This is a genomic window from Trinickia sp. Y13, assembly GCF_029522115.1.
Taxonomy (GTDB): domain Bacteria; phylum Pseudomonadota; class Gammaproteobacteria; order Burkholderiales; family Burkholderiaceae; genus Trinickia.
Genome location: NZ_JAKWFK010000013.1, coordinates 63,138 through 81,890 on the forward strand (window position 1 = coordinate 63,138; position 18,753 = coordinate 81,890).

The window sequence follows — 18,753 nt, forward strand, 5'->3', positions numbered from 1 at the left end:
AAGCATCTGTCGCGCTAACATGCGACGTGTCCCCATATGAGCCCGCGCCGGAAATGAAACATCGCGCCCCGTCCCGCTTCGCGCGTCTTGCGAATCGAGTGGCATCGATCGCGCTGCTGGCCAGCGCTATCGCCGGCTGTGCCGGGCCGCCCGCCACGCAGCGGGTTCCCCCTTCGAGCGAGCGGGTTCTCCCTACGAACGAGACGCTGCCCGCCTCGCTACGGGCGACGCCGCAGGAAGTCTTGCAAGAGGCGCTGAGCGCGGTAGGCGAGACGACGTACGAATGCCGAAGCGACGGCAACCGCTCGTCTTGGGCGCTGACGGGCTCCGAGGCGACACTGGTCGATCGCGCGCGGCACAGCGTGGGCACGGCCATGCCCGGTCATCATTTCGTCGCGTACGATGGCAGTCGATTCGCCGGCGCGCCGGCGGGCGAGGAGATCGTTACCGCAGGCGCTTTGACGTGGGAGCGCCTCGTCCCGCGCGACGAGGATGAGCTGCAGAGCGGTCACGGCCTCTTCGCGCAGGTCACCTCCGTGCAGCGCGTGCTGACCTCCGGAGGCGTACCGCCTGTCGCCACTTGCAGCCAACGAGGACAATCGCTGCTCGTGCCGTACACCGCAACGTATCTTTTCTATCGCGCGGCCAATGCCGCGTCCACCGATACGACGTCGACGGCCACGCGTTGATCCTCATCGCGCCATGGCAGCGGCCAACTCGGCGCCCATCTGCGCGAAGCGCGCTCGCTCGCCGTTCGCAAACGCCAAACAATGCGCCCGCAACGCGGGCCAATCTTGCCTATCGTCGAACAGCCGCGCGAGCGCCTTCTCGTCACCGTCGGCATCGCTGCAGGCGGCATACCACCCGTCTAGGCCCGCCTCCGTCAGCAACCGTTCCACGCGTTCGTCCAACGTCAGGCCGAACACCGGCACGCCGCGCGACAGCGCCAGCACCGCCGCGTGATATCGCGTCGTCACCACGCAGCTCGCGTGCGCAACGACGCCGGCGACATCCTCGAGCGCCGCGACACCGCGCGCGACGATCGGCGGTTGGAAGTCGAGCTGCGCCGCAATGTCGGCGCACGCGGGACGATCTAGCTGCTCCATCGCGACCAGCACGGGCGAGAAGCCTCGGGCGCGCAATTGCACCGCGATCCGCGCGAAACGCATGACGTACTCGCGGTACGCGAATGCGCGCTCCCTGTCCCACGTGTGGAAATAAGCGCCGGCATAACGAGGCGGAGTACCGATGTCTTCGGCCGAGTCCGCCGCGCTCGGCGCAGCGCGCGCGGTCACCGGCCACCAGAACGGATTGGTCGGGCATAAAGCCACGACCTTCTCGCCGAGTCCCGCAACGCATGCCGTGCGCAAGGGCACATACGTCCATGCGCAATCCGCGCCCGAACGAGCGGCAATACCGAGCGCGGCCAGATCGTGCCGGGCCGACTCGTTCCGGCAGAGGATGTCGACGCCGTCCGCGCTCTGCTGCGCAAAGCGAGTGAGCGCGCCGGTCATCTTGCCGCTGTCCACCCCGTACGCGAAAGCGCGGCTCCCATGGGCGACAGCAAGCGCCACGCCGCCGATCAGGATGCCCGCGAGCGCGTCTGAAAACTTCGACGTGTACGTCGACCCCTCGACGTTGATCACGAGGTCATACGCCGGCATCGCGTAGTCGAGCGCATCGGGTATGTAAGGGGCATGCAGCGGCATTTTGCGGACCGACGCCAACACGGGATGATCGAGCAGGCCGCCGAGCACGAACAGCTCGAGCTCCAGCCGGCGCGGCGCAAACAGATGATGCAATTGGCGAATCGTTTCGATCGTACGTAGATCCGCGCCGGTGTTGCCCGCGCCGGCATAACTGAGCAACAGCACGCGCAAGGGTCTGTCCGGACCGGTTCCTCGCGACGCGCGGGCGAATCCTTCGCGGCGCGAGCGAGCGCGTGCGGACTCGATGCGCGCGAGCATATCCGCAAGGAACACGGCCTCGGGTTCATCCGCACGCTCGTAGCGTTGCAGCGCCGCAAGGGATGCGGCCGATCGCCGATCGGCGAGCTCGGATATCTCGGATATCGGTGCGCTCATCGCATCTGCGTCGGTTGCGCGAGCGTGCTAGCGAGCACACCCAACTGTTCGACGGCCGAATGCACAGGCACATCGACTTCGACGATCGTGACGCCCGCATGAGCGCGGCCCGCCGCAAGGGCCTGCCTCAGCGATAACCGATCCTTGGCGTGCGCATAGGCGAGCCCGAAGCCCCGCGCCAGCGCGTCGAAATCGATGCGATACGGATTGCGGATGGCTCGCTCGAAGCCCGGCGCGGTCGATACGGGTAGAAAATCGAAGATCGCCCCGCCACGGTTGTGCATCACGCAAACGCAGGCCGGCGTGCTCAGTCGCTGTGCGCTACTCAAAGCCGGCAAATCGTGCAAAAAAGCCTGGTCGCCAATCACGAGCAGCCCCGTGTCGCCGCGCCCGATGGCTTCACCGAAAAAAGTCGACAAGGTGCCGTCGATACCGGATACGCCGCGACTGACGTAGCACGTCTGCGCCTCTTCGCGATTATCGTAGAGGATATCGGCGTGCCGCACCGACAGTGAGTTGCCGATGTGAACGAATGCGAAGTCGCGCGTAGCGAAAATCTCCTGGGCGGCCGCGACCTCTCCCCAAGGCAGGGCTTGCACGAGCGCCTGTCGAATCGAACGCCCGCGCTCGGCAAGCGCGGCCCAGGCGTCGCGCCATTCACGCGTGACGCACCCCGCTTCCACCGCATCGGGGGCGCCACCGCTCACGTGCTCGATCAACGCATCGCCAAGCATCGCAAGATCGCGCGCAGACGGCGCAACGAGCACATCTCGCGGATCGAGCGTCGGATGCAGATAGTCACGCTCGCAAACGCCACGCGCGACCTTGATGGTCGGCGCGGGGTGCGCGCTCAGATACGCAAGAACTGGTGGCGAGACGGGCGCAAGGCCGAGACGGACGATCAATTCGGGCGGATATTTCGCTAGCGGCGAACGCTGGGCCAGGACATCGAAGCCATTGACGACCAGCGCGTCGCCATGCCGGTGACCGGCCAGGCCCGCGCGCACGCCGCTCGACGCATCCGCGAGAATCGGAAACCCGGTCGCGCGCCCCATTTCGAGAATCGCGCCGGGTGCAACCGCGGGATCCGGCCCGGCGACGATCAGTCCGCGCAGCGGCCCGCTGCCGCGAGAGGAACGCGCGAGCACGCGCGCGACGATCTCACCAGGCGTCTGGCCGGCGCCCGGCTTGCGCCGGCCCTGCGGATCCCAACGCTTCGGCTGCGCGCCCGCGCAAGCTGCGGCTTCGCGCGTAGGCGTGCTCACGGGAGAAGGTTCGCTCGAATCGAACATGCCCTCGAGCGGCAGGTTGACATGAACTGGCCCGTCGACGCACGCCGCCACCGCGCGCGCCACATCCTCTTTCATCCTGGCAATCGCCCCGGGCTCGTCGATGGGATCGGGCAAGTCCAGTTGGCTGCGCACGAATGCCCGGCACGCCCCGATGTGATCGCACATCTGGCCGAATCCCGCGCCGCGCAAATGCCGTGGCCGATCGCAGCTCAGCACCACGAGCGGGAGATGGCATGCCTCGGCCTCGATCAGCGCCGGAACCAGATTGCCGACCGCAGAGCCGGACGTAGTGACGATCGCGACCGGTTCGTCGGTGGCTTTCGCCATGCCTAGCGCAATGAACGCGCCGCTGCGTTCGTCGACCGCGTTCACCCGCTCGATCATGCGTGCGTCGGCGTCCAACAGGATGCACAGCAGCGATGCGCGCGCTCCACCTGACAGCACCACGCGCCGGACGCCAAACTCACTCACCGCGTCGACGATGCATCGCAGCCACACTTCGTTCAACGACAGCGGTGTCGACCGCCTGCAGTCGTCCACGTCGCTGCGCAAAACCGCGGCGGACTCGCTCATCGACCCGCCTCCATCTCCGCTCGCGCGAGCACGCGCTGCGTGGCGTCGGAGACACCGGCATCGCCCGCGGCCGATTCGTTCGCGATCAGGCGCTCCATGATCCGTCGCGCGCGGATCGCCCCGGCGTCGATCGACAGCATCACGGGACGCATGGCCCAAAACTCGCGCGTCCCGATGGCCCGCTGCTGAGCCTCGAGCATCGGCAAATCTTCGTCCCGGAACGGCTTCATCAAGCCCTCGACCGAGGTTTGCACGAGCGCCGCGCCTGCCTCGCCCATTTCGCGCGGCAGGCCGAATGCAAAAAAGTAGTGCGTGCTCGCCTCCGTTTCCGGCGTCAGCCAATGCGCCGATATGCCGACTCGCGTCGCTTCGAGCGGCGCATCCGTTTCGCGCACGCGAACGACGATGGTCAAGAGACCAGGCGGCTCCCAGCGCACATCGAGCCCGCGATCGGCTCGCTTGCCCGGCGCCACGCTGAATGCTTGCGCAACGAACGGCTGCAGCATCTCCGCGCTCGTTTCGCGACACACCCACACTTTGTCGCCGTCGTCGGCGTGGCGCAGCGTGGCGCGCGCCATGGCGTCGCTGCCGAGCGTGTCCGGATGCAAGTATTGAAAGTGGCTCAAGTCGAGAAGGTTATCCGCGCTCAATTGATAGTTGGCCTGCGTGAGCAGATAACCTTCGCTCGTGAAGTAATGGTCCGGATCGAGAAATGGGAAATCTCGCAGCGGCACGTTATCGGCAAGCTCCGGTTTCCCCGGCCAAATCCAAACCGCACCATAACGCTCGCGCGTGGGGTATCGACGTACCGTCGCGGCCGGGGGCAGCTTGCCATCGCCATGCGGATTGAACACGCAATTGCCCGTCGCGCCAAAGCGCAACCCGTGATACGGACACTCGAGCGCGCCGTCGACGACGCGCCCGCGCGACAATGGGGCAAAGCGATGCGGGCAACGATCGTCGAGTGCGACCACCGCGCCGTGTTCGTCTCGGTAAAGCACGATCGGACGATCGAGCAGTGTGCGCGAAAACGGCGAGCCAGCCGTGACCTCCTTGCTGAAGGCAGCGACATACCAAGCATCGTGAAGAAACGCCATACGAGTGAACTCCGCGTCAATTGCCGCGCTCGATCGAGCCATCTGCGGCGGCATATCCGTGGCGTCCATGATAAGGATGCGCCGTGGCAATACGTTCAACAATTCTCAGATTGGTTTTCCTACGAAAAACAGTAGATTGCCTTATCTCAGATTCGCCCATTTCACTCAAAAGGCTAACAATAAGCTGACCGGAATAAATACCGGTTTTTATCGTGGCGATGGCAAAACTTTACCGATTTCGTGCAATGCCCGGCATGCTACAAACGGTTACAAACATGATAAATGCGGCACCTCTACTATGGCGTCGTTCGCTCCGAACTCGATCGCCGGGTTGCAGTTCTCTTTGCGAGGGAGTCCGGCTGGCGATCGGATTCACACGGAGGAAAAATGATGCTCGCAGTAATGACCCAAGACGCCGCCTTGTTCAGCTTGATCTGCCAATGCCTCGAAGCAGAGGGCACGCAGTGCAGCCGGTTTGACGATCACGTCGCGCTTGCGCGCGCGGTGTATCGCGAGGACTACGGGGCAATCCTGGTCGACGCGGCCGCGGGCATCGATCCTATGCTTCCGGTTCTGGCTCGGCGCGCCTGCTATGCCGACCGTCGTGCACCACTCATCGTGGTGGGCGCATCCGACGATCGAAACAGCATCGCGCAACTGGTCGATGCGGGCGCCGACGATGTCGTGCTCTCCCCCATCGATCCACGCGAGCTGGCGTTGCGCGTGCATATCGCGTTGCGGCGCTTTCAGCCTGCTCAGCCCGGCGATGCCGACGACTGCCTCGAGTACGGCGCTTATCGACTGGACCGCCGCACCTGCACCGTATTCGTGGAAGGGGAACCCATCCGGCTCACCACGCGTGAGTTCGCGATTGCGTGGCTGCTGTTCTCGCGTCCCGGCGAATACGCAAGCCGCCGCCACATCGCGGGCGCCGTATGGAGCAGCTCGGAAGATATCGTTGGACGCACGCTGGAACAGCACATCTACAAGCTGCGCAAGAAGCTCGATCTGAGCGGCCAGCATGGCATCCATCTGCGCACGATGTATGCCCATGGCTATCGCGTCGAAATGTCCGAGGTCAAAGACGTCGAGCCGGTCGCGCCGGATATCTCAACCGTGGCGCTCGCACCGAGCAATGTCACTCCCCTCGCACCGCGCGCGGAGAAAACCGAACGCGCGCCCCATCACGCAGCCTGTGCGGAAATCCATCCCGCCGACAGCGAGACCGCGCGCAATGCGCCGTCGTGGCCCGATCCGGCAGCGGCGGCCGTGCGCGCGGCGTGCAGCGCCGGCACGGCGAAGGCCATGTGTCTCACATGGCCCGAAGTTTCACGTTCGCCGTATCGCCGCGGCAGTTAATCCTCCTTCGCTAGACGCCGCCGCGTGCAAAGACTCAGAACTCGATGATGCGCGGCGACAAGAGGAACAGGCGCTCCATGTGGCTGTGCTGATTGTTCCGCGTGCGAAACAGCGCGCCGATGAGCGGTATCTTCGATAACCCCGGTACACCGGATTCGCCGTTGGTCGCGCTGTCGAGCCGGTAGCCGCCGATCAGCAAGCTCTCGCCCTGCCCCACGAAGGCTTCGGTATTGATCGTGCTCGTCGTGATGATGGGGATGTTGTCGACGCTCTGACCAGTCAACGAGCCATCTTCGACATGCACGTTCAGCTTGATCTGCATTTGGCCGTTCTCTTCGACGACGAGTGGCAGCACGCGCAGCGAGACGCCCGTCGACACGCTGTAAAGATCGGCGGACGTATAACCCGACACGCGCACGAAGAAGCGTGTTTGGTTGTCCATGATCGCCTCGACGTTGTTCAGCGTCGCGACCTTCGGACTTGCATCGATCCGTGCCAGATCGCTCTGTTGGAGCGCATCGATCCGCGTGAGCAGATAACGGCCCGCATTGCCGAGCACTGCCGTGAGCGAGGCGCCCGCGGGCGTCGTATCGATGACGGTCGTGCCGTCCGCCAAGGTCTGTGTGCCGAACGTCGGTTGGATATTGCCGTTGTAGCCGTTTTGTTGCGTCATGCCGGTGCCTGTCTGCAAATCGACGTGACTGTTGTGCGCGCGCCAGTCGACGCCGATCTGCTTGAGCGCGTTGTCGTCGATCTCGATGATGTGCGCTTCGATTTCGATCAATTTCGGCTTCACGTCGAGCTTGTCGATCAACCCCTGATACTGCCCCTCGCGCTGCGGCACATCGCGAATCAAGACGGAGTTCGTTCGAGGATCGGCTTCGATCACCGGCAACGATTGCGGTCCGCTTCCAGAGTAGGCGGCGCTAGCGCTGCTGCCGTCGCCGCCGTAAAGCGTGTTGGAAAGACCCGACAGCATCGGCATGCCGGACGCAGCGCCGCCCCCCGCTCCCATGCCGCTCAGCAGGCCCGACAGCCCCGTCCCGAAGCTGCCGTTGCTCGGCATGGCGTTCGGCAATGGCGGATTGATGCCTGCGGTCAGGCCGTTGCCGGCAGCGCTGCCGCTCACATCTTGCATGGGCTGCATGCGCTGCATCGTCGGTTCCTTGGCGGCCCGATAATCGAATCCGCCGAGCGCCCCAGGCCCCGCGCCATTCGCGCCTTTCGGGTGATACATGTTGGACAGCACGCTCGCCACGCCCGGCACGGTCACGGATTTGCCATCTATCTCGACTTTATGATCGGCCGCCCATGCGTGCTGCAGCTTGAAGACGCGAATCACCGAGCCGGTGCGCTGATCGGCGTTTTGGTCGAGCCGTTTCGCGACTTCGGCCACGAGTTGCACATAGGGCGCCGGTCCACTCACGAGCGCCGTGCCTTGACTCGCGTCATAGACGATGGGGAAACGCGGGCTCTCGATATGCAGTTGCACGAGCGCGCTATTCAGATCGTCGGTGCTGGCGTGATCGAGCTTGATCACCTGACGCGTCACGGTATTGACATCGCTGATCGACAGCACGACGCCGTCGTAGAACCACACCAAGCCGAAGGTCGATGAAAGCGTGTCGAGAAAGCGCTGAGGCGACATATCGAAATGCCCCGTGACCGTGCCGTGCACGTCGCTCGAAATTGTCGCGGGCACCCCCTGGCCGGCGGCGAAATCGCGCAATACGTCTTTTAGGTCTCGCCCCTCCGCCACCACGTGAACCATGTTGCCATGCCATTTGATGGGCGCCGCGGCATCGGCGACGGTTCCCGCACCGACCAACGAAAGGCACGCCGCCGCCCAGGCTGCGCACATGAGCCGTTTTTGCTTCATTGTTTCCCCGATCGAAAGTGAACCGCGACACCCACGCCGCGGCGTTGCAAATGAACCGCGATAGCCTTGCGCCGGACTGCCGGGCTTATCGTTCTAGCGTTTCGGAAGGTGCTTCTTGAAACTGCCGGCGATAACCGCTAACGAGCGTCGAACGGTTATGCACGCCCCACTTGGTCGCCGCGTCCAATACGTTGCGATCGCTCACCGCGGGGTCGTTCAATAGTTCGGCGCGAATGCGCTCCATGCGTTGACGCCGAATCAATTCGGTCGGCGACAAGCCAAGGAAGTTTTTGAAGGCGTTCTGCAAGGCGCGTTCGGTGACGCCAACCTCGGCGGCCACCTCGCGCACCGATAGGTCGTGGCGATCCAGGTTCTCTTGCAGATAACGATATGCGCGCCGGTATTTTGCCGGCAGCCTTGCGCCGACGTCGTCCAGCTGCGGCGCCGTGCGGGCGGCACGATTCGCAAACGGCGCGATCGCCAATGCGTCGTCGCGCAAGCATTGCGTGGTGATCAATGCGTAGCGGCTGTAGTACTGCATCGATTCGCGTGCTCGCCCCTGCGCTTGGCGCAACTTCGAGACGCAGTACAAATACTCGAGCTGACGCCGTCCAATGGCGCCCGCGTAATCGACGCGATGAAGCGGCTCCATCAGCATCTCGGCCAATTGCGGCGCCTCCAACGCAAGCGCCGCGAGTACGACCTCGAGCCGAGTGGTGCAAGCGTACTCGTTCAATCCGGCGCGCTGCGCCCAGTTCAAATGCGCGATCACGCCTTCCATCGCCGCACGGCTGCCGGCAGCGAGCTCGCGCAGGTCGCGCAGGTAACCGATGCGCTGGCGCAGCAGCGGCGTAGCGACACGCATGGCCTGCGCTTCGCAGATGTCGGCGCTATCGCCCGCAGCCGCACCGGTCGATGGACGCGCATCGACCATCCCCGATCGCCAATAGACATGATCGACGAGCGGCGCGCAGGCGAGCAGCTCTCGCTGCACGGCGAGATCGAAGCGCAATGTCGCGATCAGATCGCGCCAATGAGTCGCGCCACTCTCGTTCGACGCGTCGACCAATTGCGCCAACTCGTCCAACGCATCGGACGCATCGCCGGAGCGGCCAAGCTGGTGCAGCGTGCAAACGATGCCGAAGCGCGCTTCCAATTGCAGCAGTGGATGGATCTCCTTCTCGTCCATGACGCGCGTGAAGCACGAGAACGAGGTGGTGAGCCGATGCCGAAAGAAGGCTTGCCAGCCCGCGTTGCGGCACGATGCGGCTCGAATCGCATAGCGGGGCGAGCGAATCGCTTTCTGTGCGCGTCGATATTGCTCCTCCAATTCGTCGCCGATCCCGCTCACCATTTCCAGGTCGGCACGAAGCTGCAGCAACCACGGCAGCTCCTCGCTCCGGTGCCCGCCTTCGAGCCAGCGGCTCGCCTGGGTACGGGCTGCACTGAAATTGCCTTCGCACAGCTTGTCGAGAAATCCGTCGGGCAGGCCTCGCACCGTAAGTGCAGACGCGAGAGGGAAATAGGCGGCCGTAAACATCGCGCAACTCCTCGTGAATGTGCCACGCTCGCGCGTCGATGGCGTGAGCGCACGCGAAAGAGAAGCGGCGCTCACGGCATTTCGATTCGCTGAGTCAGCAGCGCGACCGAGAGTGCAACCCACAAGGTGCAACCGATCGCATTCGCCTAATTTAGCGAAATGCGATTTGTATATCCCTCAACAAATCTGATTACCTCCGTGAAATTGAGAAGGATTGAGGATTGTTCGAGAAATGCCGTAAAACGTGCCGACGCCGGACCTTGAAACTACGAAACAGGCCCATCGCTAGGCATCTTTGGGACGGCTTCCACTGCTTGATATAACTGCGTCAATGCATGCTTTGCTTGCCCCGCGAGTTCCTCGGCGAAGCGCTGCACTTCAGGGGTGCCGGATTCCGGCCCTTGCCCGGATGGCGCGGCATTGAGCGCACGCTTGACCGCTCGCGTCGCATGCTGGGCAAGCTCCCATGCTTCGCGAAGGCCGAAGATCCGTGTCTCATAGGCATCCATCTGGCCCGGGCGGACCTCGTCGAATGCAGTGCGCGCGTCGAGGCCAGGTGGCAATTGCCGACGCGCATCGGCCCGGACTGGCTCGGTCTGCGCCACCGGGTTGCGAGCGGTCTTGCGCTGTGGCAGCGCCTTGGATGCCGCAAGTCGTGTTTGACGCAGTTGCACGTCGAGGTCATCGACGATTGCCGAGACTTGCCGCGCAGCCGACTCCAACGCCTCGCGGCTATCCAGCCTCGAACCGTCGCTGCCTGCGTCTTGCGGCAGCGCCGGATCTTTCTCCACAAACGGCTCGTAGCTGTTCGGCGTCGTGTGGATAAACGGGTTCAGCGGCAATTCCCGCGAACCCGCGATCGGCGGTTCCGATCGACTCGCGCGCGCGGCCAACCTCGGCGCGCCATGGGTAGCGGATAAGACGCCTGCCCCCGCGGCATCCAGTTCCGCATTCAACCGTGCGATCTGCTCCTCGGCGAAGCGATCTATCGGTCCCTTCTTGGCTTCGAGCGCCCGATGATTGCCCGACGGAGCGGCTGAAAGCGCGCGGCGGCGAGAGCCGCCTGCCGGCGGCGCGCTCGACGAGCGCCTGCCCTGGGTCCCGTCGCTTTGCTCGTCGTGGAGCGTTCGCGCGGCATTCGTTTCTTCGTAGCCCGCAAGCCCCGATAAACTGCGTGACCGGGACGGGTTGACCGGTAGTGGACGCACGTCCTTCGAACGACGGCCCTCTGCCTGCGAGGGCAGCTCGGCGTTGCCGCTGTTCCAGCGCGGAGCGTCCCGCTTGATGTTTTTGTCCATGGCTGTCCATCCACATAGGGTATGCGCGTAAGCTACGACATTCCTACGTAAAACAGCCAAGGTGATGCGAAGCGCCGGAAGGTCCGGCGAACCCCTCGCGTTGGACTACGCGGCGCTACTCGCAAGTGCGCCGCCGCGCGAGCTCACGCCCACTCTTTGACCAAACGCTGGTGGCCTTCGCGCGCTTCGCTTTCGGTCGCATGCCGCACGCTCGCGAGCGGTTGTTGCGTGTCGACGTCGAACACGACCGATTCGAACAGTTCGAGGGCGCCGGGATCAGATGGGCTTTCATACTGGATGCCCAGCCAAATGGTCGAAATCCAACGGCCGTTCGGCAGCGTGGTCTTCTCGACTTGCGCGTAGCTCGCATCGCCTTGCAACGCCCGCCACGTATTCGCATCCGTCGGCGTGCCGTCTCTCAAATAATAGGTATTCGTCATCATCTGCCTTTATGGTTCAACCTGCCGTGCCGCTCGTCTACGCCGTCGCTTCGCGCGGAACCAGCTTTTCAACTCTGGTCAAATCCATCTCTTTGAGCTTCGGCGCGAGATGCTGCGTAATGAACTGCCGCGTCTTCCAGCCGAAAAACTCTAGATATGAAGTATTACCGGGCCGCTGCAGTCCAGAGGCCATGCCGACGAAGAAGACGTCGTGCGCTTTGCCGTCTACGTGCAAACGCGTACACAGCGCGCTCTCATCGAACGCCGGATCGTCACCGTGCACCGGCACTTTCATTTCCGGCGTCAATTTAGACGCAAGCTTACTCATAAAATTCGCGCTTGCCGACTTCATGCCCATCGCCAGAATCACTCGCCCGCTTTGCAGCTTATGTAAGCTGCCATCCTTGTTGCGCACCCCCAGCTCGGATTGCCCGGTTCCCTCCCCCGCCGTGATCGTTTCGAGCCGCCCTGGTTGCACCTGAACAAGTCCTTCATCGAAATACGGTTTGAGCCCTGCATAGGGTCCCCACAATCCGTTATCGATGTCCTCGCGACTCTTCGGGCCAATCCACACGATCTTGCGATTGCCAAGCAGCTCCCGCATCGACAGGCCCGCTTTCTCGGCAACCTCGCGGATGCGCAGCAACGGGGTCTTGGACGAGTCGCCCCAGCCGACGACCGTGATGTCGCCCGGCGCCGCGCGCACGATATCCAAAATGTGCTCGTCCGGCGCATCGACCGTGGCGCGCAGCATGTCCTCACTGTGCATCACCGCTTGATTCGGCAGCGCTCTTTCTCTCAAAGCCGTGAGCCGCGCCGTTTGATCGTCGATGTACGCTTTGGAAGCCGGATCTTTCAATGGCACGCTGGGCCGCCCCAACCCGGTGGCGTCGATGACGTGATCGGTCAGCACATGCACCGTCCGGCCCGACGCGTTATCCCGCATCGTAACGCGATACCGTCCTTGCTTGTTTTCCACTTCCTCGATATCGGTGACGACCGTATTGACGAGAACCGGCGAGCCCTTTCTCGATGCGGCATACAAGCCGATTGCCGCCGCATCGCCGATATCGGCGGCTGTCGGATAGAGATCGGGGTTCAAATCCTCGACTTGCACGGGACTACCGTGCAGCGGATTTTGCGAGCGCATTGGGTTGCCGAACGCGGCGTGATCGCTGCCCGCATAGCCACCGCGCGTTTCGCTGTTCAGCAGATGCATCCGCACCGAGCCGAAGTTGCCGTCGCCGCTACTGGATGCGTCGACGACCAAATTGTAGTCCGCGAACCCGAACTCATGCGAGCAATGGGCGATCGTTTGCCCTTGCGGGCCGCCCCCGATCGTCACCTGCGGAATGAAAAACTCCCGCTCGGACAGGCGCGTCCGGATCTCCTCCGACCGGGCCTGAAGATCCGCCCGTATCGCATGCATCAAGGATGAGCGGGTGGCCTCGGGCGCTGCCAACATCAGCATTTCAAGCCGCAACAGCCTGTCCTCGGGGTTGCTCACACCCTTGGCGAGGGCCTCTGCGGAATAGTGGCGCAGCTTTGCACCCGCTTCGCCGCGCAGATCCGGATCTTCGAGCACGCGGCTGCGCAGCGTCCCGACGGCGCCGTCCGACAGCGGAGACTCGAGCGTCAGAAGCCGCTTCACGTCGTCGTGACTCGAGACATCGTATCCGAGCTTCGTGAGCTCTTCGCCGAGTATGGCGAGCAAGTGCTCGCTCTCAGCGCCGGCCGAAGCGCTACCGGCCGCGACGTCATCGCCACGCTCCGTCGCCGCACCACGCGTGCGCGCCGCGCCGGCCGAGAAACGCCGGCCGACGGCGCTTCCCGCTACGCCTCGCAAGGCGCCTAACGCATTGGACTCCTGCAATTGCGTGGCATCGCCGGCTGGAGCGTTATTGTCGGCGCCGGCAGAGCCGCCCGCCCCCGTTCCTTGAACCGGACGCAAAGTTCCCGCGGAATGCGGGCGATGATTTCCTGAGGTACGCATACTGCACCCGTCTCCCAAACAAAGACTCTTTCCATTTGACGAAGGCCCAATTCAGAGCCGCCTCGACGCTACCGCAATGGCATAAGCTGAACGATGCCATGCTCAAGGTTCGACAGTGGGTGGGAGCGCGAAGCAGTGCCTAATACACCGAAGGAACGGTCTGACTTGCTCAGTGTGTTGCTACTTGGCCGAACTCGACATGGCTTTCAATTGCGGGCCGAGGCCCTTCAATACCAACTGATCTTTCACCTGATTGATGAAGATGCCGATAAAGAGCGCGAGCATTAGAACTGTCAAAGCGCCCTTGACCGGTTGCGCCAAACTAATCAAATCGAGTTTCTCGGCGGACTTCGAAATAAATCCGAATGCAAAATCCACCAGCACCAAAATGAACAACATCGGTGCGGCAAGCTTCGCCGTGGTCTCCATCAAAGTGTCGGTCTGCCGCAATACGAAACTCTCGAGCACGCTCGCCGCCACAGGGGTACTCGACGTGAGCGGCCACCATTGATAAGACTCGTACAACACCCCCAGCAGAAACGTCATCCCTCCCAGCGCCCAGAATGCGACCCCGGCCACCTGCGCCAGCAAAGTGCCGGTCGGCGTCGAATGTTCCTGGTGCAAGGGATTCATCATCTGCGCGTTGTTGTACCCGGTCAGATCGTCGACATAAATGCCGGCCGCCTCCGCCACCCAGAACACGGTCGAGGCGGCAAAACCCAATACCAGTCCAATCACGATCTCTCTGACGGCGATTTCCACGAGCGCCAGGTTGGATAACGTCGCCATCATCGATTCAGGCTGCCCATAGGCAATGAACGAACTGAACAGCAACACGATCCCGTTGCGCACGACGCCCTGCAGGATGCTGTCGGACGTGGGCGGAAAGATGAACAACATCACATAGAGCCGCAACGAACACAGCCCCAACACCGTGAAGGCTTGTGTCAGCGTGATACCGAGCTGCGAAAGTGTCGTCAAGCTGTCGTTCATTCGTGACTCATGGGTTGCGTCATACGGTGGGTCCTTCAGCCAAGCGCATTCGTGCAAGCACCGCCTCTTCGGCCTCTTCGTCCGCGGCGTCGTTTGCGGCGTTCGCGCGCATGCGCTCGATATCCTCGATGCGCTCTTTGCAAAGGTCGATGCGCCCACGGTTTCCCGCAATCGCACGGATCGTGGCGGCGACCTCGTCCTCGTGCGCGCGCACGATCTGTTCGGCCTCGGCCAACGCCTTTTCGCACTCCCGTAGCCGCTGCTCGACGATCTCCGTGTACCGCATGCTCGCGTTCATGTCCGCGAGCGAAAACGCCTCGTCGCCGCACATCATGCGCGCGATGCGGTCGCGGTAAGCCTGCAGGAGATCGCTTTCATGACGCACCGCTTCGCGCTTGGCGTCGCGCTGCGCTTCGAGCATCGCATGCTCCTCGCGTTGAGACGCCAGCTTCGCTCGCAATGTCTCCTCGAGCTGCGTGCGGCGCTCGACGGTCCGCTCTAGCGCGGCGGTGCGTCGATCGGTAGAGGGCATCTTCAACGGCTCCGGCTGCCCGCGAGCGCGAATAACCGCGCCTGCGTATCCTGGGCAGCGGCGAACTCCCCCGTCCCTTGAGAGAAGAAGGCGCGAATCGCGTCGATCTTGCTCACCGCTTCGTCGGCAACCGGATCTCCCCCCGGCTTGTATTCGCCGATCTGCAACAGCATCTCGACTTCGCGATACTTGGCAAGCAGCTCACGTACGCGTGCGGCGGCGCGCATATGGTCGGCCGACGTCACTTGCGGCATCACGCGGGACAGACTTCCCAAGACGTCGATCGCAGGGTATTGATTTTTCGCCGCGATCTCGCGCGACAGGATCATGTGGCCGTCGAGGATCCCTCGCACTTCTTCTGCGATGGGGTCGCTGCCGGATTCGTCTTCGGCCAAAACCGTGTAGAGCGCGGTGATCGAACCGTGCGAGCCCATGCCAGCACGTTCGAGCAAACGCGGCAGCTCCGCGAAGATCGAAGGCGGAAAGCCGCGCCGCGCGGGCGGCTCGCCGGCCGCAAGCCCGATCTCCCGCTGGGCGCGGGCAAAACGAGTCAGCGAATCCATCATGAGCAGCACCCGCTTGCCCTGATCGCGGAAATGCTCGGCGATGGCCGTTGCGACATAGGCTGCCTTCGCGCGCTCGATAGACGATCGGTCCGATGTCGCGCACACGACCACCGATCGCGCCATGCCTTCGGGCCCGAGAATCATTTCCACGAACTCGCGCACTTCTCTGCCGCGCTCGCCGATCAGCGCGATCACGGTCACATCGCACGGCGTGCCGCGCGCGAACATCCCCAGCAACGTGCTCTTGCCGACGCCGGCCGGGGCGAAAATGCCCATGCGCTGACCTTCCGCCAATGTCATCATGCCGTCGACCACACGCACGCCGGTCGGCAAGGGCGCGTCAATCAACTGGCGGCTCATGGGGTCCGGCGAATTGGCGAACACCGGTCTTTCTTCGTCCGCTTCGATCGGCCCCATGCCATCGATGGGATGCCCGAGTGCGTCGATCACCCTGCCGAGCAACGCGTCGCCGACCGGGACAGACAACGGACGCCCGAGCCCGATGACCTGTGTCGAGCGCGATACGTCGCCAAGCCGCGCAAAAGGCGACAGCAACGCGACATCGCGCGTAAAGCCGATCACCTCGGCATGTTGCAGCAGCGTGCCATTGGCCGACCTAAGCTCGCATAACTCGCCCAGACTCACGTCGAGCCCGCCCACTTTCATGAGCGTGCCGATCACCTCCAAAACTTTGCCGCTACGCGCGACGTTGCTCGCCGAGAGCAGCTCTCGTTCGATCGCGTCGGCTAAATCCTCCACGGCGGGCATGCGCCGCTGGCTCGGCTGCACGGCAAACGCGGCGAAATCGATTTGTGGCGTTTCCATCGGATCGTCCGATCGGGGTCAGTCCGCCGCCGCATCGGCAGCGTCGGCAATGTTGTGCAGCTCGCGCAGCGAATGCTTGAGCGCACGCGCCACCGCCGAGCGCATCGCTCGCAATTGGGTGGTCAAGCTCGCATCGATCGAACCGAAATCCGATTCGCAGATGCAACTGCCCGCCTCGAGCCGCTTGTCCGCCACGACCGAAAGCGGGAACGGGCGCCCGAGTTCGCGCCAGCGCGCCGACAGTTTCTCGAACGCACTGCACGCTTTCTCGTAGTCGACCGGGCTCACGCTGACGCGTAAATACGTTGCGCCTTCGACGATGCGGTCGATCGTCGTCAATGCGCGCTCGAACAGCGTTTCCGATTGCTGCACTCGCACGATCTGCTCGACGGCGAGCGTGACGATCTCCGCGAGACGCTCGCGCAGCTTCGTCTGAATCTGCCGTTGCTCGTCGCCCACATCGGCAAGCCGATCCATCCAATCGGCCAACGCTTGCTTCTCTCCCGCTTGATAGCCGCGTTGCGCCGCGGATTCGTACTCCTGGTGCGCCTGTTCGACGATCGTCTCGGCCTCGGCGTGCGCCGCATCGACGATGGCCCGCGCTTCCTCCCGCGCCTGCGTGAGAATGGCATCACGGTCCTCGGCGAGCTGTGCGTAGCCTTCGTCGATCTCCACCAACGCACCGAACGCATCGCGCGGAATCACGTCGGCATGCGCCCCGACCCGCGCATCCGGCAAGGCTCGATCCGATCTCAACCAAATAACCATGCCCACTCCGGAATCAGTTCTGGCAACCGTGCGAAGAGCCGAGCGGCGCCGAAGGCGTCGACCTCGCGAGCGCTTTCATGAACCCATGACGGCGAGCGCATACCGCGCGGCAACGCAAGGCACAGCAGAGAAAACGGCGCGGCGTGGGCGGGCGCATCGCGCATGAGCAATGCGCTCCCCTCGCATGCCAGCGCTTGCGCGTCGAGCGTATCCAACGCGCTCGCCGGCGAGCGAACCGTCGAGCGGGCGATCTCGGGCACGCTCGTCGTGTCGCGCGCGCCTTCCATGAGCCGGTCGATCGGGATGCCGATCCATTCCGAAAGCTGCTGGCGGCTGCGCTTGTCGATCAAGCGCCGCACGTCGGCGCGACGCAGCATCAGCGCACGCATCCGCAAAACGCGCAGCCCCCACTCCGGCGGCAATGCATCGAGCACGGCCAAGTTCGGCGCGCGCAAAGCATCCAGCGGGGGAGGCTGCACGCCCGCCATGCTCGTGAGCGAGCGCGACAGCGCATCGATTCGTGCGCGTCCCGCGCTCGCGAGCGCGGGACGCAACGGCTCGAGCGCTTCGGTCGCGACGCCGAGCGCCGCGGCGAGCCACGACGGATGCGCCCAGCGCGCAGCGTCGCGGACATTGCGCTCATACGCGGCAAAGGCAGCCGCCATCCGCGCGAACGGAAACATAGCGGGCGCGCCCATCAGGTCGCCGACGAAGATTTGCGGTTCTGGATCCGCGCAAGCAGCGCTTTGAGCTTGGCGCGAAGCGCCTCTTTTTCAACCGCCGCCGGAATGCCTCGTTTCGTCCACAAGTACAACCCTGCCGCGCAGACGAGAAAGACCAACGCGGCGCCCGCAATCAGACGCACCGGCCACGACGTCCGCGGCACCTTCGACACGTCCAGCGGATCGGCCGGGACAGCAGTCACGCTGACGGCTTCGTACGTGAGGCCTTCGACGCTGTGCATCACGAGCGTCTTGATCTGCGGCAGCAAGGCGTTCACATCGGAATCGGAACGGTATTTGATGAACACCGAGGCCGACGAAGGCTTGATCTGCTGTGCGAGCGGATCGTTGTTCGGCAGCACGATTTGCACGCGGGCGACGATCACGCCGTCGATTTTCGACAACGTCGCCGCGAGCTCCTGCTCGAGGCCGTAGATGAAACGAACGCGCTCCTCGGTCGGAGTCGACACGAGACCGTCCTTCTTGAACAGCATGCCGAGATCGTCGTACTTGTTGTGCGGCAACCCGCGAGCGCGCAGCACTTGCATCGCACGCAGAACCTGGTCCTTGTCCACTTCGAGCGTCCAGGTCTTGCCGTTGTCCGATGTGTCCTTCGACGCATCGACCCCCTGTTCCAACAGCGCGACGACCATCTCGTTGGCGTCCCGTTCCGACAGATTGCCGTACAGTTCCTTGTTGCAGCCCGCCAACGCAGCAAGCACCGCGAACGTCATGCACAGCATGCCGGTGCGCGCGACGCTCGCCATCGTGCCCCTCCTCGTGTGCCGCATG

The 18,753-nt window shown here is 63.6% G+C and carries 16 protein-coding genes; 2 read left to right on the top strand and 14 right to left on the bottom strand.

Going from position 1 to position 18,753, the window contains the following annotated elements; genetic code table 11:
• Nucleotides 1–53: 53 nt before the first annotated feature.
• Nucleotides 54–689: a DUF3455 domain-containing protein gene (locus MMB74_RS20955; protein WP_277430578.1), complete on the top strand. Its 636-nt coding sequence runs from the start codon at nt 54–56 to the stop codon at nt 687–689.
• A gap of 3 nt (nt 690–692) precedes the next feature.
• On the opposite strand, the gene MMB74_RS20960 is transcribed toward MMB74_RS20955, so the two are convergent.
• The 3 genes from MMB74_RS20960 to MMB74_RS20970 are packed head-to-tail and all read right to left on the bottom strand — an operon-like array spanning nt 693 to nt 5,046.
• On the bottom strand, nt 693–2,084 hold the full coding sequence (locus MMB74_RS20960) for a polysaccharide pyruvyl transferase family protein (RefSeq protein WP_277430579.1): 1,392 nt from the start codon (nt 2,082–2,084) through the stop codon (nt 693–695).
• Nucleotides 2,081–3,949, bottom strand: a complete 1,869-nt coding sequence (menD, locus tag MMB74_RS20965) for a 2-succinyl-5-enolpyruvyl-6-hydroxy-3-cyclohexene-1-carboxylic-acid synthase (protein WP_277430580.1) — start codon at nt 3,947–3,949, stop codon at nt 2,081–2,083. The genes MMB74_RS20960 and menD overlap by 4 nt, the downstream gene beginning before the upstream one ends.
• Nucleotides 3,946–5,046 (bottom strand): aromatic ring-hydroxylating dioxygenase subunit alpha, encoded by a 1,101-nt coding sequence (locus MMB74_RS20970; protein ID WP_277430581.1) that lies wholly within the window; start codon nt 5,044–5,046, stop codon nt 3,946–3,948. Before MMB74_RS20970 ends, menD begins: the two co-directional genes overlap by 4 nt.
• Before the next feature lie 387 nt (nt 5,047–5,433).
• On the opposite strand from MMB74_RS20970, the gene MMB74_RS20975 reads away from it, so the two are divergent.
• On the top strand, nt 5,434–6,405 hold the full coding sequence (locus MMB74_RS20975; protein ID WP_277430582.1) for a response regulator transcription factor: 972 nt from the start codon (nt 5,434–5,436) through the stop codon (nt 6,403–6,405).
• 34 nt (nt 6,406–6,439) lie between these two features.
• Here MMB74_RS20975 and sctC read toward each other — a convergent pair whose 3' ends face one another.
• The 11 genes from sctC to sctJ all read right to left on the bottom strand — a co-directional run bounded on the left by sctC (nt 6,440) and on the right by sctJ (nt 18,728).
• Nucleotides 6,440–8,284, bottom strand: coding sequence for a type III secretion system outer membrane ring subunit SctC (gene sctC, locus MMB74_RS20980; RefSeq protein WP_277430583.1), 1,845 nt, complete (start codon nt 8,282–8,284; stop codon nt 6,440–6,442).
• Between the two features lie 85 nt (nt 8,285–8,369).
• The gene (locus tag MMB74_RS20985; protein ID WP_277430584.1) at nt 8,370–9,824 is read right to left on the bottom strand and encodes a helix-turn-helix transcriptional regulator; all 1,455 of its coding nucleotides are present in this window, start codon (nt 9,822–9,824) and stop codon (nt 8,370–8,372) included.
• A gap of 266 nt (nt 9,825–10,090) precedes the next feature.
• Nucleotides 10,091–11,122 carry a hypothetical protein gene (locus tag MMB74_RS20990; RefSeq protein ID WP_277430585.1) on the bottom strand — a complete coding sequence of 344 codons (1,032 nt, stop codon included), beginning with the start codon at nt 11,120–11,122 and terminating at the stop codon, nt 10,091–10,093.
• Between the two features lie 143 nt (nt 11,123–11,265).
• Complete coding sequence (locus MMB74_RS20995; protein ID WP_277430586.1) at nt 11,266–11,565, bottom strand: hypothetical protein; 300 nt, start codon at nt 11,563–11,565, stop codon at nt 11,266–11,268.
• Between the two features lie 34 nt (nt 11,566–11,599).
• On the bottom strand, nt 11,600–13,513 hold the full coding sequence (locus MMB74_RS21000) for a hypothetical protein (protein WP_277430587.1): 1,914 nt from the start codon (nt 13,511–13,513) through the stop codon (nt 11,600–11,602).
• Nucleotides 13,514–13,735: 222 nt separating this feature from the next.
• Nucleotides 13,736–14,548 carry a type III secretion system export apparatus subunit SctT gene (sctT, locus tag MMB74_RS21005; protein WP_277430588.1) on the bottom strand — a complete coding sequence of 271 codons (813 nt, stop codon included), beginning with the start codon at nt 14,546–14,548 and terminating at the stop codon, nt 13,736–13,738.
• A gap of 19 nt (nt 14,549–14,567) precedes the next feature.
• Entirely contained in the window at nt 14,568–15,080 is a 513-nt protein-coding gene (locus MMB74_RS21010; RefSeq protein ID WP_277430589.1) for a type III secretion protein SctO, read from the bottom strand.
• 2 nt (nt 15,081–15,082) lie between these two features.
• Complete coding sequence (gene sctN / locus MMB74_RS21015) at nt 15,083–16,414, bottom strand: type III secretion system ATPase SctN (RefSeq protein WP_277430665.1); 1,332 nt, start codon at nt 16,412–16,414, stop codon at nt 15,083–15,085.
• A gap of 75 nt (nt 16,415–16,489) precedes the next feature.
• The gene (gene sctL / locus MMB74_RS21020) at nt 16,490–17,239 is read right to left on the bottom strand and encodes a type III secretion system stator protein SctL (RefSeq protein WP_277430590.1); all 750 of its coding nucleotides are present in this window, start codon (nt 17,237–17,239) and stop codon (nt 16,490–16,492) included.
• Nucleotides 17,224–17,937: a type III secretion protein HrpB4 gene (locus MMB74_RS21025; protein WP_277430591.1), complete on the bottom strand. Its 714-nt coding sequence runs from the start codon at nt 17,935–17,937 to the stop codon at nt 17,224–17,226. Before MMB74_RS21025 ends, sctL begins: the two co-directional genes overlap by 16 nt.
• Entirely contained in the window at nt 17,937–18,728 is a 792-nt protein-coding gene (sctJ, locus tag MMB74_RS21030) for a type III secretion inner membrane ring lipoprotein SctJ (RefSeq protein WP_277430592.1), read from the bottom strand. Before sctJ ends, MMB74_RS21025 begins: the two co-directional genes overlap by 1 nt.
• Between the last annotated feature and the right edge of the window lie 25 nt (nt 18,729–18,753).

Excerpts from the sequence above, each read along its gene's own strand:
- sctT (WP_277430588.1), bottom strand. The coding sequence starts at position 14,548 with ATGAACGACAGCTTGACGACACTTTCGCAGCTCGGTATCACGCTGACA.
- MMB74_RS21025 (WP_277430591.1), bottom strand. The coding sequence starts at position 17,937 with ATGGGCGCGCCCGCTATGTTTCCGTTCGCGCGGATGGCGGCTGCCTTT.
- MMB74_RS20995 (WP_277430586.1), bottom strand. The coding sequence starts at position 11,565 with ATGATGACGAATACCTATTATTTGAGAGACGGCACGCCGACGGATGCG.
- MMB74_RS20985 (WP_277430584.1), bottom strand. The coding sequence starts at position 9,824 with ATGTTTACGGCCGCCTATTTCCCTCTCGCGTCTGCACTTACGGTGCGA.
- MMB74_RS20955 (WP_277430578.1), top strand. The coding sequence starts at position 54 with ATGAAACATCGCGCCCCGTCCCGCTTCGCGCGTCTTGCGAATCGAGTG.
- sctN (WP_277430665.1), bottom strand. The coding sequence starts at position 16,414 with ATGCCCGCCGTGGAGGATTTAGCCGACGCGATCGAACGAGAGCTGCTC.
- sctL (WP_277430590.1), bottom strand. The coding sequence starts at position 17,239 with ATGGTTATTTGGTTGAGATCGGATCGAGCCTTGCCGGATGCGCGGGTC.
- MMB74_RS21010 (WP_277430589.1), bottom strand. The coding sequence starts at position 15,080 with ATGCCCTCTACCGATCGACGCACCGCCGCGCTAGAGCGGACCGTCGAG.
- MMB74_RS20990 (WP_277430585.1), bottom strand. The coding sequence starts at position 11,122 with ATGGACAAAAACATCAAGCGGGACGCTCCGCGCTGGAACAGCGGCAAC.
- sctJ (WP_277430592.1), bottom strand. The coding sequence starts at position 18,728 with ATGGCGAGCGTCGCGCGCACCGGCATGCTGTGCATGACGTTCGCGGTG.
- sctC (WP_277430583.1), bottom strand. The coding sequence starts at position 8,284 with ATGAAGCAAAAACGGCTCATGTGCGCAGCCTGGGCGGCGGCGTGCCTT.
- menD (WP_277430580.1), bottom strand. The coding sequence starts at position 3,949 with ATGAGCGAGTCCGCCGCGGTTTTGCGCAGCGACGTGGACGACTGCAGG.
- MMB74_RS20975 (WP_277430582.1), top strand. The coding sequence starts at position 5,434 with ATGATGCTCGCAGTAATGACCCAAGACGCCGCCTTGTTCAGCTTGATC.
- MMB74_RS20970 (WP_277430581.1), bottom strand. The coding sequence starts at position 5,046 with ATGGCGTTTCTTCACGATGCTTGGTATGTCGCTGCCTTCAGCAAGGAG.
- MMB74_RS20960 (WP_277430579.1), bottom strand. The coding sequence starts at position 2,084 with ATGAGCGCACCGATATCCGAGATATCCGAGCTCGCCGATCGGCGATCG.